10 protein-coding genes are annotated in these 13,572 nt (G+C 70.9%); 5 read left to right on the forward strand and 5 right to left on the reverse strand.

Annotated elements, in window-relative coordinates; all coding sequences use genetic code 11:
• Nucleotides 1-24: 24 nt before the first annotated feature.
• The 3 genes from GA0070618_RS26410 to GA0070618_RS26420 form a co-directional block, all read right to left on the reverse strand.
• Entirely contained in the window at nt 25-2,430 is a 2,406-nt protein-coding gene (locus GA0070618_RS26410) for an ATP-binding protein (protein WP_088984030.1), read from the reverse strand.
• Nucleotides 2,431-2,592: 162 nt separating this feature from the next.
• Nucleotides 2,593-4,359: an ABC transporter ATP-binding protein gene (locus GA0070618_RS26415; protein ID WP_088984031.1), complete on the reverse strand. Its 1,767-nt coding sequence runs from the start codon at nt 4,357-4,359 to the stop codon at nt 2,593-2,595.
• Nucleotides 4,356-6,050 carry an ABC transporter ATP-binding protein gene (locus GA0070618_RS26420; protein ID WP_088984032.1) on the reverse strand — a complete coding sequence of 565 codons (1,695 nt, stop codon included), beginning with the start codon at nt 6,048-6,050 and terminating at the stop codon, nt 4,356-4,358. The genes GA0070618_RS26415 and GA0070618_RS26420 overlap by 4 nt, the downstream gene beginning before the upstream one ends.
• 99 nt (nt 6,051-6,149) lie before the next feature.
• Here GA0070618_RS26420 and GA0070618_RS26425 point away from each other — a divergent pair, with 99 nt between their 5' ends.
• From GA0070618_RS26425 to GA0070618_RS26440, 4 genes are read left to right on the forward strand one after another with little or no spacing between them, the layout of a single operon-like run.
• Entirely contained in the window at nt 6,150-7,187 is a 1,038-nt protein-coding gene (locus GA0070618_RS26425; protein ID WP_088984033.1) for an iron-siderophore ABC transporter substrate-binding protein, read from the forward strand.
• The gene (locus tag GA0070618_RS26430; protein ID WP_088984034.1) at nt 7,187-8,227 is read left to right on the forward strand and encodes a FecCD family ABC transporter permease; all 1,041 of its coding nucleotides are present in this window, start codon (nt 7,187-7,189) and stop codon (nt 8,225-8,227) included. Before GA0070618_RS26425 ends, GA0070618_RS26430 begins: the two co-directional genes overlap by 1 nt.
• Nucleotides 8,224-9,246 (forward strand): FecCD family ABC transporter permease, encoded by a 1,023-nt coding sequence (locus GA0070618_RS26435; RefSeq protein ID WP_088984035.1) that lies wholly within the window; start codon nt 8,224-8,226, stop codon nt 9,244-9,246. The genes GA0070618_RS26430 and GA0070618_RS26435 overlap by 4 nt, the downstream gene beginning before the upstream one ends.
• The gene (locus GA0070618_RS26440; protein WP_088984036.1) at nt 9,243-10,055 is read left to right on the forward strand and encodes an ABC transporter ATP-binding protein; all 813 of its coding nucleotides are present in this window, start codon (nt 9,243-9,245) and stop codon (nt 10,053-10,055) included. The genes GA0070618_RS26435 and GA0070618_RS26440 overlap by 4 nt, the downstream gene beginning before the upstream one ends.
• Nucleotides 10,056-10,084: 29 nt before the next feature.
• Here the strand turns inward: GA0070618_RS26440 and GA0070618_RS26445 are convergent, their stop codons facing one another.
• Complete coding sequence (locus GA0070618_RS26445; protein ID WP_088984037.1) at nt 10,085-11,428, reverse strand: lysine N(6)-hydroxylase/L-ornithine N(5)-oxygenase family protein; 1,344 nt, start codon at nt 11,426-11,428, stop codon at nt 10,085-10,087.
• 132 nt (nt 11,429-11,560) lie between these two features.
• Between GA0070618_RS26445 and GA0070618_RS26450 the strand changes: the two genes are divergently transcribed.
• On the forward strand, nt 11,561-12,505 hold the full coding sequence (locus tag GA0070618_RS26450; protein WP_088984038.1) for a methionyl-tRNA formyltransferase: 945 nt from the start codon (nt 11,561-11,563) through the stop codon (nt 12,503-12,505).
• Nucleotides 12,506-12,570: 65 nt separating this feature from the next.
• On the opposite strand, the gene GA0070618_RS26455 is transcribed toward GA0070618_RS26450, so the two are convergent.
• Nucleotides 12,571-13,518 carry a TauD/TfdA family dioxygenase gene (locus tag GA0070618_RS26455; protein WP_088984039.1) on the reverse strand — a complete coding sequence of 316 codons (948 nt, stop codon included), beginning with the start codon at nt 13,516-13,518 and terminating at the stop codon, nt 12,571-12,573.
• Between the last annotated feature and the right edge of the window lie 54 nt (nt 13,519-13,572).

Consider the following 13,572-nt stretch of genomic DNA (forward strand, 5'->3'; position numbering starts at 1 on the left):
GCGGGGCCCGGTCCGGGTCGCGGGTCAGGACTGGGCCAGGTCGCGTCGCAGGGTGTCGCGCAGGGTCCGGACCTCCGGGGCGTCCAGTTCGCCGCACCGGTCGAATGCCCGCTGGCGCAGCAGGCGGGCTTCGGCGGCCCGGTCCGGGGCCGCGTCGGCCAGCGCCGCGAGCGCGGACAGGGTCTGCGCCTCCCACCACGGGCAGGACAGCGCGGCATACAGGTCCAGCGCCGCCCGCAGCGCCTCGGCCGCCGCGTCGACCTCGCCCAACGCCCGAAGGGCGAGCCCGTACCGGTGGACGGCGTTGGCCTCGCTGAACGTCGCGCCGCACCGGTGGAACACCCGCCGGGCGCGGGCGTACTCGTCCGCGGCGTCCCGCCACCGGCCCGTCCCGGCCAGATCCGCCCCGAGACTCATCATCGCGCCGGCCCGGGCCACCGCCGCGCCGGTACGGCTGAGATCGTTGCCCCGGCCGTGGAACACCAGCACCTCGCGGTGCAGCTCGGCTGCTTCGGCGAACCGGCCGAGCGCGGCGAGCGCTGTGCCCTGCGCGCTGGCCGCGCTGTGCTCGCCGAGGGTGTACCCGATCTCGCGGAACAGGGCCACGGCCCGGCGGCAGTGGTCGATGGCCGACCCGGCGCGGCCGGTCCGAATGTGGATCGCGGCGGTGTACGTCAGTGCCCACGCCTCCTCGCGGCGGTCCCCGATCCGCCGGGCCAGTTCCAGCGCCTGGGCCAGGGTGGCCAGGCCGTCGGTGTTGCGGTCCTGGCAGAAGTACCGGGCCCAGCCGAGGAAGTTCAGTAGTGCGGCCTCGTCGCGCGGGCTGCCGGCGGCCCGGGCCGCGGCCACGCCGAGCGAGAAGATCTCCTCCCAGGGATGCCGGTGACTGGTGGCGTCGGAGTACCAGTGCAGTGCCCTGGCGACCGCGACCACGTCGGTGTGCCGGCCGCTCCGGGCCGCGTCGCGCAGCGCCGCCAGCCAGTTGCCGGACTCCCGGTCCAGCCAGTACGCCGCAGCCCGGTCGTCGTCGAACGGGGAGTCGGCCCTACAGGCCCCCGGTTCGAACATCGCGCCGGCCTGCCGGGTGCGCCGTAGCAGCCAGTCGACCACCTGGTCGTGTGCCCTCGTCCGGCAGGACTGGCGTTCCTCGGCGTCGAGGCGTTCGTGGGCGTAGAGCCGGACCAGGTCGTGGAGCTGGTACCGGTCCCCCGTGGTCAGCAGGACACCGGCCTCGACCAGCTCCTCCAGGGCCGTCGTGGCGGTTTCCTCGTCGGTGCCGGCCACGGCGGCGGCCAGCGCAGGCTCGAAGTCGGCGCCGGGGATCAGCGCGGCCCGCCGGAACACCCGCGCGGCCGTCGGGTCCAGTTGCCGGTACGAGACCTCGAACGCGGACCGGATGCCCAGGTCTCCGGCGGTCAGCACGGTCAGCCGTCGACGCTGGTCGCGGAGCAGGTCCACCAGCCAACCGACCGACCACTGCGGTCGGCTGGCGAGGCGGTTGCCGGCGATCCGGAGGGCCAGCGGCAGCTGGCCGCAGAGTGTGACGAGTTGGTCGGCGGCGGCCGGCTCGGCGGCGATCCGGTCGGCGCCGACGATCGCCGCGAGCAGCAGTCGACCGGCTGCCGGGGCGAGCAGGTCGAGCGGCTGGCGGAGGGCACCGGCAAGGCCGGTGAGCGGACGCCGGCAGGTGACCAGCGCGAGGCATCCCCGTCCGGCCGGCAGCAGTGGGCGTACCTGTGCCTCGTTGGCGGCGTTGTCCAGGACCACCAGCAGCGGCCGGTCCCGGGTGAGGGTGCGGAACAGACCACCCCGCTCGGCCGGGGACACCGGGATCCGGCTGTCCGGCACCCCGAGCGACCGCAGCAGTCCGGCCAGCGCCTCGGCCGGGTCGACCGGTCCGCCGGGCCCGACGCCCTGCAGGTCGACGAAGAGTTGTCCACCCGCGAAGGCCGGGCTGAGTCGGTGTCCGGCCGCGACGGCGAGACTGGTCTTGCCGATCCCGGGCGGTCCGTGCAGCACCACCACCGAGGCGGTGTCCGGCCGTCCGGCGGTGACGTCGGCGGCCAGCGCCGAGAGCCGTGCCAGGATCTCCGCCCGGCCGGCCAGGTCCGGGAGGGCGGCGGGCAGTTCTCCGGGCACGACCACCGCCGGGCCGTCGTACGGCGGCGCAGCGCGGTCGTGTGGCGGCCGCTGCGCCCGGGCCAGGGCGACGAAGCGGTCGCGGTCCGCCCCGGCCAGCCGCAGGGCGTTGGCGAGCAGCACCACCGTCCGTCGCTGTGGGCTGCGCACCCGGCCGCGTTCCATCTCCCGGATGCCGCGGACGCTGGAGCCGGCCGCCTCGGCAAGCTCCTCCTGGGTCAGTCCCCGCTCGAGGCGGAGGGTCCTGAGTAGACCTCCGAACTGGTCACGCTGCACCTGACTCGTGGGCATGCTCCCCCAACCACCCAACGCCACATATGTAACGCACGTCGATGCTCACACATACGTTACGCGCAGCGTACGACTGTGCACCGAGTGTGAGCATCGCCATGGTGGATCCGCGACGCGTCATCGGAGTCCAGTGGTCTGCGACGAGTAGCTTGTGGTGGATTCCTACCTCCGCTGAGCGGCTGGCTCCTTGCCGTCTGTGGCTCGGGCCGCCCATGCCGTCCACAGGCGGGCATAGCTTCCGCCCGCCTCGATCAGCTCGGCGTGCGGACCGCTCTCCACGATCTCGCCATGTTCCATGACGATGATGTGGTCCGCGGACACGGCCTGGGTGAGGCGGTGGGCGACGACCAGCGCGGTTCGTCCTTCCAGCGCCGAGGCGGCCGCCTGTTCGAGGTCGCGCGCACCCGCGCTGCCGGCTTCGGCGGTCGCCTCGTCCAGCACCACGACCGCCGGGTCGAGCAGCACCACCCGGGCGAGCGCCAACTGCTGCGCCTGCGCCGGGGTCAGGGGGTGGCCGCCATCGCCGACCACGGTGTCCAGGCCGTCGGGGAGGTTGAGCGCCCACGCCAGGGCGCCGACGCGGGCCAGGGCGGCGGTGAGTTCGTCCGGCGAGGCTTGTGGCCTGGCCATCCGCAGGTCCTCGCGGAGCGGACCGGCGAACACGTGGGTCTCCTGACTGACCATGGCGATCGTGCGGGCGGGCAGCTCGGTGACGGGAACACCGCCGAGAGTGGCGTTGCCCTGTCCGGGCCGGAGGACCCCGGCGGCGAGCGATGCGACGGTGGTCTTTCCGGCCCCGGTGGAGCCGACCAGCGCGACATGGTGACCCGGCTCGACTCGCAGGGAGACGTCACGCAGGACGGGTGTGACCCCGTCGTAGCTGAAGCTGACGCCGGCCAGGACGAGGTCGCGCGCTGACGCGGTGGTGACGCCTGCGCGGCTTTCGGCCTCCATGCGGAGCACACCGACGAGGCGGGCGAGGCTGGCCCCGGCGTCCTGGGCCTTGTCGAAGGTGACCATCAGCAGGAGGATCGGACCGAACAGGCGGTGCAACAGCAAGGCGGCCGCCGAGACCTCGCCGAGGGTGACAGCTCCCTGGCGTACGAGGAGGAATCCCACCACCAGCACCGAGCCGAGCCCGGCCAGCTCTGCCCCGTTGATGCGCCCCACGAACCGCGTGTAGAGGGCGAACACGCTCATCGAGATGTCTCGGGCGCGTCGGGAAGCACCGGCGATGCCGGCGAGGTGTCGATCCTCCAACCGGTAGGCGTGCACCGTACGGATGCCCTGCACGCTCTCGACGAACTGCTGGGACCGATGCGCGATGGCGACCCGTTCCGCCGCGTAGGCCGGAGCGGCCCGTGGGAGGTACCACCGTGCCCCCAGCACGTAGAGCGGGACGGCGACCGCGCCGGCCAGCCCGAGTCGCCAGTCGATGCCGATGATCGCGGCGAGGCTGATCGCCGCGAGGAGCAGTGCGGAGATCATGGTGGGTAGTACGTCGGAGACGGCCCTGTCGATGGCGCTGATGTCCGCGCCGACCCGCGAGATCAGGTCGCCCCGGCCCGCCCGGTCGAGCACCGCCACGGGCAGGCGCAACGCGGTGTCCACGGCGCGTTCGCGCAGGTCAGCGAGAATCCGTGCGCCCAGCCGGCGGATGAGGTGGGCACCGGCACCGGTCGCCAGGCCGCCGACGACTGCGGCGATCACGATGGTCACGGCGACCGGAACGAGGGCCGTGGTGCCGCCGCCGGCCCGGACTCGGTCGACCAGCAGGCCGAGGGCGTAGGCGGGAACGATCGAGGTGCCGGCGGCGAGCAGCCCGACAACCAGCGTGATGCCGGTGGCCCCCTTGCGGGCTCGCAGTTCGGCGCCGAGCCACGCTCTGCTCTCACGCGGGCTGGCCACAGGCAGGATCGGGTTCGTCATCGCAGCACCGCCCGACGGTATCGGTCGTCGTGCGTGACGAGTTCGGCGTGTGAACCCTCGGCGGTGACGCTGCCGTCCCCGATGAACACGACCCGGTCGGCGGCGGCGAGCAACGTCGGGCTGCTGGTGATGACGACGGTGCCGTAGCACGCGCCCGGTCCGTGCCGCAGCGCACGGATGCCGTCGGCCATGGCCTGCTCGGTGACCGCGTCGACGGCGGTGGTCGGGTCGTGCAGGACCAGCAGCGGCGGCCCGGCGAGCAACGCGCGGGCGAAAGCGACGCGCTGGCGCTGGCCGCCGGACAGGTTCGCGCCGCGTTCGGTGACCGGCATGTGCAGACCTTCCGGATGCAGGTGGGCCACCTCGTCGGCGGCAGCGGCGCGCAGGGCTTCGGCGAGTCGTCCGCCGTGGTCGTCGTGGATGGCGATGTTCGAGGTGAGGGTGCCGGTGAACAGATCGGTGCGGTGCGGTTCGGTGTGCAGCAGGCGGCGTGCTCGGCCACGGTCCACGGTTTCCAGCCGTTCTCCGCCGAGCAGGATGTCACCCTTGTAGGAGTCGGGTACCGCCAGTACGCGCGCCAGCGCCTCGGCGTCCGCCGGCCGGTCGGCCACGACGCCGACGAACTCGCCGGGGCGGACGTGCAGGTCGAGACCGGCCAGCGGGCCGTAGGTGACGTCGGTCAGGCGCAGGTCGCACTCGATGCCACCGGGTGCGGCGGCGGGCGGCGGCAGGGTCACCCCGGCCTGGGTGACGGCGGCCACCCGGTCCGCCGCGCCGCGCGCCGCGGCGGTCCAGCTGGGTACGACCGAGAGGACGCCGAACGGCTCGATGAGGAACTGCGCGGAGCCGATCACCGTGATGAACTGGTCGACCGTGATGCGACCGGTCAGCGCGAACCAGCCCGCCATGATCGCGATGCCGCCGGTCAGCAGGGCGCTGAGCGTCGTGGCCGCGCTCAGGTACCCGTTCTGGGTCCGGGAGGCGCGCAGTGTGGCCGCCAGGGAGTGGCGGCTCACCTGGCGGTAGCGCTCGGCGCCGGTGTCCTGGGCGCCGATGCCGCGCAGGGGGCGCAGCCCGGTCACCAGATCCGTGGCGAGCGCGGTGGCCCTACCGGCCTGGTCCTGCTGCTCCTTGACGCGCCTCGCGATCAGCGGTGCGGTGAGGTTGAGGACTGCCAGCACGATCGGGATCGCGACCAGCACGGTCAGCCCGAGCGGCGCCGAGATCAGCAGCAGTGTGACCGCGCTGACCGTGACCGCCACCAGCGCACTGGTGATCCGGGGGATGTGATCGAGCAGGTAGGAGGTGTAGTCGGCATCCGTGTTGGAGATCGCGAGCAGGTCACCGGTGGGCCGGTCGGTCCGGAGCACGCGTGGGTCCAGGATCCTCGCCGCCACCTCCACCCGTAGCCGGTGGCCCTCCTCGGCGATGGCCCGTTGCAGTCGCCGAGCGCCGTGACGGTACGTCACCACCAGGACGAGATAGACCAGTGCCAGCACCGTGATCCAGATGAGCAGCGCGCCCACGTCGCCGGTGGCGACGGCCCGGTCCACGACGACACCGATGAGGACCGGCACCAGTGCCGCGCAGAGCTGGTACACGCTGGCCAACGCCGTTCCGGTCCAGAGGCGTCGCCCGTTGCGGGCGACCGCCCTGCGCAGGACGGCGGTTCCGGGACTGGACTTGCTCACTACCTCGTACCCCCTTGCCACCAGCAGCGGAAACGTGAAGTACCTTACGGATCAAGTTAGGAAAGGCTTGCCTTACCGACGCGAGTTGGAGTACTTCACATGCGCCTCTCCCGGTTACTCACCGGAATCGTCGCGGTCACCACCACGCTCGCGCTCGCCGCGTGCGGCGGATCGTCCGACACCGACGAGACGCCCGCCGCGTCCGGAAACGCGACGACGACGTTCCCCCTGACGATCACCCACGCCCTGGGCACCACCACGATCGAGAAGAAGCCCGAGCGGGTCGCCACCGTCAACTGGGCCAACCACGAGGTCCCCCTCGCCCTGGGGATCGTCCCGGTCGGCTACGCCAAGGCCAACTTCGGCGACGAGGACGGCGACGGCCTGCTGCCCTGGGACGCCGCCAAGCTCAAGGAACTCGGCGCGTCGACACCCGTGCTGTTCGACGAGACCGACGGCATCGACTTCGAGGCGGTGGCGAACACCAAGCCGGACGTCATCCTGGCCGCTTACTCCGGTCTGACCAAGCAGGACTACGACACCCTGACGAAGATCGCGCCGGTCGTCGCGTATCCGCAGGCGCCCTGGGCCACGTCGTGGCGCGACAGCATCAAGCTGGAGAGCCAGGCCCTCGGCCTGGCCGCCGAGGGCGACGCGCTGATCGCGAAGATCGAGAAGCAGATGAAGGACGAGGCGGCGCGCTACCCGAAGCTGGCCGGCAAGTCGGTGATGTTCCTGACCCATCTCGATTCGACCGATCTAAGCAAGATCAGCTTCTACACCACGCACGATACCCGGGCCCAGTTCTTCAACGACCTCGGCATGAAGCATCCGGAGAGCATCGCGAAGGCCTCCGCGACAACCAAGGAGTTCAGCCTCACGCAGAGCGCGGAGCAGGTACAGAACCTCAGTGATGTGGACATCATCGTCACCTACGGTGACGCCGAGGGCAAGACGCTGGCCGCGTTGCAGAAGGACCCACTGCTCTCCAAGATCCCGGCGATCAAGCGGGGCTCGTTCGTCTCGCTTCCGGACAGCACCCCGGTCGCCACCGCCGCCAACCCGACGCCGCTCGCCGTGTCGTTCGTGCTCAAGGACTACGTCGAACTGCTCGCCGCCGCCGCCGACAAGATCTGATGACCACTGCAACCAAGCCCGGGCCGGACGTCGTTGCCCTGCGACGTCCGGCCCGGGCTCGCCTGGGCTGGCTGCTGGTCGTCCTGGCCGTCCTCGTCCTGGTGATGCTCGCGTCGGTCGCCTTCGGTTCCCGGATCGTGGGCTGGTCCGACATCACCGCCGCCTTCGGCGGCACCGACGACACGCTCAACCAGGCAGCCGTGGTCAAGCGCATCCCGCGTACGGTTCTCGCGGCGCTCGTCGGCGCGGCGTTGGCACTGTCCGGCGCGGTGATGCAGGGCGTCACCCGCAACCCGCTCGCCGACCCGGGCATCCTCGGCGTGAACATGGGCGCGATGCTGGCGATCGCGGTCGGCATGGTCACCGTCGGCCTGTACACCGCCACGGCGTACATCTGGTTCGCCATCGCCGGCGCGGCCGTGTCCACCCTCTTCGTCTACGCGGTCGGCTCGATCGGGCGCGCCGGTGCCACCCCGCTGAAGATCGCGCTGGCCGGTGCGGCCACCTCCGCCGCCCTCTCCTCGCTGGTGGTGGCGGTCGTGCTGCCGCGCGGTGACATCGCCGAGAACTTCCAGTCCTGGCAGGTCGGCGGGGTCGGCGGCGCGACCTGGGAGAGCATCGGCCAGGTGCTGCCGTTCCTGATCACCGGCCTGGTCATCTGCCTGCTCTGCGCCCGGGCGCTCAACTCGCTGGCCCTCGGCGACGAACTGGCCGCCGGCCTCGGCGAACGCGTCGCTCTGGTACGCGGGGTCGCCGCTCTCGGCGCGGTGATGCTGTGCGGGGCGGCCACCGCGGTCGCCGGGCCGATCGCGTTCGTCGGCCTGATCGTCCCGCACCTGTGCCGACTGCTCGTCGGTCTCGACCACCGCTGGCTACTGCCGTTCGTCACGCTCGTCGGGGCCGGGCTGCTGACCGCCGCGGACGTCGTCGGTCGGATGGTGAACCGGCCCGACGAGATCGAGGCCGGCATCATCACCGCCCTGATCGGCGCCCCGTTCTTCATCTACGTCGTCCGCCGGCAGAAGGTACGCGAACTGTGAGCAGCAGGACCCTCGAGGCCGTCACCCGCGGCCGGGTCCGGCGCAGCCGGCGGCGGCACACCGTGCTGGCCGCCCTCGGCGTGGCGGTGGCGACGATGGTCGTCGTCTCGCTGATGGTCGGGCAAACCTTCTACCCGCCCGGCGACGTGCTGCGGGTGATCCTCGGCGAGACCGTGCCCGGCGCCTCGTTCACCGTGGGTGAACTCCGTCTGCCCCGTACGGTCCTGGCCCTGGCGGCAGGGCTCTGCTTCGGAATGGGTGGCGTCACCTTCCAGACCATGCTGCGCAACCCCCTCGCGAGCCCCGACATCATCGGCATCAGCTCGGCCGCGGCCTTCGGCATCATCGTGCTCAACCTCGCTGAGAGCGGCGTCTCGGTCTTTGCCATCGTCGCCGCACTCGGCGTCGCCGTCATCATCTACGTGCTGTCGTTCAAGGACGGGGTGGCCGGCACCCGGCTCGTGCTGATCGGCATCGGCATCGCCGCCATGCTCAACAGCGCCACCTCGTACATCCTCAACCAGGCCGGCCAGTGGGACCTGCAGGCCGCGACACGCTGGCTCAACGGCAGCCTCAACGGCTCCACCTGGGACGAAACCATCCCGGTGTTGATCGCGCTGGCCGTGTTCGGCCCGGTGCTGCTGAGCCAGGCGCGGAACCTGACCATGCTGCAACTCGGGGACGACACCGCTGCGGCTCTGGGAACCCGGCTGGAACGTACCCGGTTGGTGTCGATCGTCGCGGCTGTCGGGCTGATCGCGTTCGCCACCTCGGCCACCGGACCGATCGCGTTCGTGGCCTTCCTGGCCGGACCGATCGCGGCCCGGCTGACCGGGCCCGGTGGCTCGCTGCTGGTGCCGTCCGGGCTGGTCGGCGCACTGCTGGTGCTGGTCGCCGACTTTCTCGGCCAGTTCGCCTTCGACACCCGCTTCCCGGTGGGTGTGATCACCGGCGTGCTCGGCGCCCCGTACCTCATCTACCTGCTCGTCCGCACCAACCGCGCGGGAGGCTCGCTGTGACCACCGACCATTGCCTGACCGTGGAGAAACTGACCGTCGGCTACGGCGATCGCGCCGTCATCGAGTCACTCGACCTGCTCGTGCCGCCTGGCAAGATCACCGCCATCGTCGGCGCCAACGCCTGCGGCAAGTCGACGCTGCTGCGGTCGATGTCGCGGTTACTGGCACCGCGCACCGGTCATGTTCTGCTCGACGGCCGGGAGGTGCACAAGATGCCGGCCAAAGAGCTGGCCCGCACCCTCGGCCTGCTCCCGCAGTCGCCGATCGCGCCGGACGGCATCACCGTCGCCGACCTCGTCGGCCGGGGCCGCAACCCGCACCAGCGGATCCTGTCGCGATGGAGCAAGGACGACGACCTCGCGGTGGCCGCCGCGCTCGATGCCACCCACACCGCCGACCTGGCCGACCGGTCGGTCGACGAACTCTCCGGTGGGCAGCGCCAGCGGGTGTGGATCGCGATGGCGCTGGCCCAGCAGACCGACCTGCTACTGCTCGACGAGCCGACCACCTTCCTCGACGTCAGCCACCAGGTCGAGGTGTTGGACCTGCTCACCGACCTGAACACCGATCGCGGCACCACGATCGTGATGGTGCTGCACGACCTGAACATGGCGGCCCGCTACGCGAACCACCTGATCGCCCTGGCCGGCGGCGACCTGCACGCCGCCGGCGAACCGGCCGCAGTGCTGACCGAGGAGTGCGTACGCACCGTCTTCGGCCTGGACAGCCAGGTCATCATCGACCCGGTCTCCGGCAAGCCGCTGATGCTGCCGATCGGCCGCCACCATGTCCAACTCGCGATGCAGTAGGCCGCCGGCCAGCGCCACCAGCTGCGTGGTCAGGTGCTGCCGACGGTGGCGGGATGGATGGTGGCGCCTGCGGCCAGGTCCAGCCGGTTGGTGATCGAGTCGAGAATCTCGGCCGCCCGCACTGCCCCGTTGGAGAGCAGTGAGGAGCTGATGCCGTGCGAATGCTCGGTGCCGCCCTGGAGGTAGATGCCGCAGCGGATGGTCCCGTCGGTGACGATCCGGTAGTCGCGGGCCACCCGCAGCCGGCCGGCCGGGTCGCGGAGGCAGTGGCGGTCCAGCTCCCCAAGCAGGGTCGTGGGTTCGACCGGGTCGTAACCGGTGGAGCAGACCAGGAGGTCGGCGTCGAGGGTGTGGTGCTCGCCGGTGGTCAGGTCCTGCACGGTCACCTCGACCCGGTCGGACACCGACGACGCGCCGACCAGCCGGGAGACGTTGTGCAGCCGTAGTCGCCGTCGCCCGAGCACCTGCTCCCGGTAGCTGCGCCGGTAGAGGTCGGCGATCAGGTCACCGTCCACGACCGAGTAGTTGGTGTTGGCGTGGTACCCCATGAGGCTCGCCTTCACCTCGGGCGGTGCGGCGAAGAAGTCGTCCACTGCGGCGGGGTCAAAGATGCGGTTGGCGAACGGGCTGTCGTCGGCCGGGCTGTAGCCGTACCGGGAGAAGACGGCGCAGACCTCCGCGGCCGGGAAGCGTTCGAGCAGGTGGGCGGCGACCTCCGCCGCGCTCTGTCCGGCGCCGACGACTACGATCCGCGACGGCGGGGCACCGGCCAGCCGGTCCAGGTTGAACAGCAGGTCGCGGTTGTGCCAGATCCGGTCGTCGGGGACGATCCCGGCCGGAAGCCGGGGCCGCAGGCCGGTGGCGAGCACCACGTTGCGGGCGCGGTAGACAGTGGTGCCGTGCCCGGTGTCGACGAGCACGTCGAGTAGGTCGGTCCCCTCCTCCGACGCCACCGGTGCGATGCCGACCACCTGGTGGCCGTAGCGGACCAGGTCGTCGACCTGGGCGGCGGCCCATTCCAGGTAGTCGTGGTACTCCACCCGGAGCGGATAGAGGGTCTTGTGGTTGATGAAGTCGACCAGGCGGCCCCGGGCGTGCAGGTACGACAGGAAACTGAACCGGCTGGCCGGATTGCGCAGGGTGACCAGGTCCTTGAGGAAGGAGACCTGCATCGTCGCGTCGTCGAGGAGCATTCCCCGGTGCCAGCCGAACTGTTGCTGACGCTCGAAGAAAAGTGCGGTGACCTGGTGGCGCGTTCCGGTGGGCTGGTGATTCTCGGCCAGTGCGACGGCCAGCGCCAGGTTGGAGGGACCGAACCCGACGCCGACCATGTCGAGTACGGGCAACTCGGCCGGTGACGAGGCGTGCGCCATGGATACCCCCAGATCGCGATTTAGGGTAGGCTACCCTTAACATTTATGGCGGTCAATGAGATGACCTTTGTCGCCACGTAGGTGAGCCGCACCCGGAGTAACCATGCTCGCCAATATCCCGGAGGTTTCCGTATGCGGGTAATCATGTTCGGCTATCAGACCTGGGGACACCGGACCCTCCAGGCGCTGCTCGAATCCGAGCACGAGGTGGCGCTGGTGGTCACCCACCCGAAGAGCAACCACGCGTACGAACAGATGTGGGACGACTCGGTCGCCGACCTCGCCCGGGAGCACGGCATCCCGGTGGAGATCCGGCAGCGCCCCGACGACTCGCTGGCCGAGGCCGTCAAGCGGACCGACGCCGACATCATCGTGGCGACCAACTGGCGCACCTGGCTGCCGCCGAGCATCTACGACCTGCCCCGCCACGGCACCCTTAACGTGCACGACTCGCTGCTGCCCGCGTACGCCGGCTTCTCGCCGCTGATCTGGGCAATGATCAACGGCGAGCCCGAGGTCGGGGTGACCGCCCACCTGATGGACGAGGTGCTCGACGCCGGTGACATCGTCCTGCAACGCGCGGTACCGGTCGGGCCGACCGACACCACCACGGACCTGTTCCACCGGACCCTCGCCCTGTTCGGGCCGATCACCCTGGACGGGCTGGCGCTGATCGCCTCGGGCCGCACCGACTTCACACCCCAGGACCGAAGCCGGGCGAGCTTCTTCCACAAGCGGTCCCTTGAGGACAGCCGCATCGACTGGACCTGGCCCGCCGAAGACCTCGAGCGCCTGGTCAGAGCGCTGTCCGACCCGTACCCGAACGCATTCACCCACCACCGTGGCGCCCGGATCCGGATCCTGGAAGCCGCCGTCAGCGAGGGCTGCTACGGCGGCACCCCGGGCCGGATCTTCATCCGGGAGGGCGACGGCATCGTCATCGTGGCCGGCGCGGAGGCCCGCCGGGGACGCAGTCACGGCCTGGTCGTCAAGCGGGTACGCACCGACGACGGCACGGAGCACGCGGCCACCGACTACTTCCACACCATGGGCGGGTACCTCACCGACCGGCCCTGACCGTACCGGCGGGAGCCCGGGGTCCGCCACCGTCCGGTGCCGGACGCCGGGGCCGGTCCCGCCGTTCACCGACCGTCCGACGGCTCCGACATCGCGACCGCGATCCGGCGCGGGCCGGTGTACGGCTCGCGGCCGTGCGCCACCGCCATGTTGTCCACGATCACGAGATCCTCGCGTCGGTAGTCGAACCGGATCGACGCGGCCCGGTAGCACTGGCGCAGGTGGTCCACGACGTCGTCGGGGATCACGGCGCCGTCACCGTAGTAGGTGTTGTGGGGGAAGCCGTCCTCGCCGTAGATGTCCCGGATGGCCTCCCGGACGTCCGGGTCGAGGCTGCTCTCGTGGAACAGGACGATGTGGTTGAACCACACGGGATCCCCGGTGACCGGGTGCCGGTGGACGGCGTCCCGCACCGCCCGGGTACGCAGGCCGCGCGCGCCGACCCACTCCGGCACGACGCCGCCGGCCCGGCACAGCCGCTCGACCTGGGCCCGGTCCTCGGTGTCGAACGCGGTCCACCAGCGCAGGCCCACGTCGTCGCCGTAGTTGCGCAGCACCATCCAGCGGCGGCGCTCGAACTCCTCGCGGACGCTCGGGTCGATCAGCTCGTACACCAGCCTGGTCGAGGCCAGCGGCGTGGCGCCCCGGGTGTGCGGCGGTTCGACGCAGTAGAAGAAGAGCACCAGCGGCCACACCGCCTGATAGGACATCTCGGTGTGCAGCGGAATCTCCGCGTGCGGGGGGTACTCGGTCGACGTGTAGACGTTGCCTTTGATCCGGCTGCGGGGGGTGGACTGCTCGGTGTAGGTCAACGGGGCACCGGACAGTGCGCGTACGCAGTCCTCGAAGCCCTCGACACCACCGACGTCGAATCCGCGCAGCAACACCGCGCCGTGCGCGGTGAGACTGCGACGAACCGTGGCGCGGTTGGTCCGAAGGTGTTCGACAGCGACGCCCGTTCCCTCGATGACCAGGGGTAACACCGCCTGTGGCGACGGCACCGAGGTGCTCATCTCTCCTCCAACTACGAACTTAGGTTAGCCTCTGCTATTTTGATCGCGATACCG

Origin of the sequence: Micromonospora echinospora, assembly GCF_900091495.1 — a bacterium.
Classification (GTDB): domain Bacteria; phylum Actinomycetota; class Actinomycetes; order Mycobacteriales; family Micromonosporaceae; genus Micromonospora; species Micromonospora echinospora.

What these genes read in the sequence shown, in the direction of transcription:
- GA0070618_RS26430 (WP_088984034.1), top strand. Translation starts at nt 7,187, where the DNA reads ATGACCACTGCAACCAAGCCCGGGCCGGACGTCGTTGCCCTGCGACGT.
- GA0070618_RS26410 (WP_088984030.1), bottom strand. Translation starts at nt 2,430, where the DNA reads ATGCCCACGAGTCAGGTGCAGCGTGACCAGTTCGGAGGTCTACTCAGG.
- GA0070618_RS26415 (WP_088984031.1), bottom strand. Translation starts at nt 4,359, where the DNA reads ATGACGAACCCGATCCTGCCTGTGGCCAGCCCGCGTGAGAGCAGAGCG.
- GA0070618_RS26425 (WP_088984033.1), top strand. Translation starts at nt 6,150, where the DNA reads ATGCGCCTCTCCCGGTTACTCACCGGAATCGTCGCGGTCACCACCACG.
- GA0070618_RS26445 (WP_088984037.1), bottom strand. Translation starts at nt 11,428, where the DNA reads ATGGCGCACGCCTCGTCACCGGCCGAGTTGCCCGTACTCGACATGGTC.
- GA0070618_RS26455 (WP_088984039.1), bottom strand. Translation starts at nt 13,518, where the DNA reads ATGAGCACCTCGGTGCCGTCGCCACAGGCGGTGTTACCCCTGGTCATC.
- GA0070618_RS26450 (WP_088984038.1), top strand. Translation starts at nt 11,561, where the DNA reads ATGCGGGTAATCATGTTCGGCTATCAGACCTGGGGACACCGGACCCTC.